Here is a 492-nt window from a genome sequence, read left to right as displayed (position 1 = left end):
ATTAAAACGTATTTGTCTGTCAGTGCCGATTGCCGTTTCTTTATCCGGTCTTCTGAATGCTGCACCTATGTTTAACGATAATCCTGTTGTTTACGGAAAAATCAAAGTGCAAAGTTGGAAAGAGAGGCGCGATTTCAATATTGTAAAACAGGATTTGGATTTTTCCTGCGGGGCGGCTTCGGTGGCGACGCTTTTGAACAATTTTTACGGGCAAAAGCTGACGGAGGAAGAAGTGTTGAAAAAACTGGATAAGGAGCAAATGCGCGCGTCGTTTGAGGATATGCAGCGCATCATGCCCGATTTGGGTTTTGAGGCGAAAGGCTATGCCCTGTCTTTCGAGCAGCTCGCGAAGTTGAAAATCCCCGTCATCGTGTATTTGAAATACCGCAAGGACGATCATTTTTCGGTATTGCGCGGTATAGACGGCAATACGGTTTTGCTTGCCGACCCGTCGCTGGGTCATGTTTCCATGAGCAGGGCGCAGTTTTTGGA

Annotated in this window: 1 protein-coding gene; it reads left to right on the top strand. The window is 46.7% G+C overall.

Annotation, left to right across the window (positions count from 1 at the left end; all coding sequences use genetic code 11):
• Window positions 1-67: 67 nt before the first annotated feature.
• The coding region (locus ACTHUM_RS19050; RefSeq protein ID WP_440403840.1) for a C39 family peptidase at window positions 68-492 on the top strand (425 nt) is incomplete at its 3' end.

This window comes from Neisseria sp. P0021.S006 (genome assembly GCF_051956895.1).
Note: the sequence above shows the minus strand (reverse complement) of the source record. Positions and strands in the feature narration are given on the sequence as shown.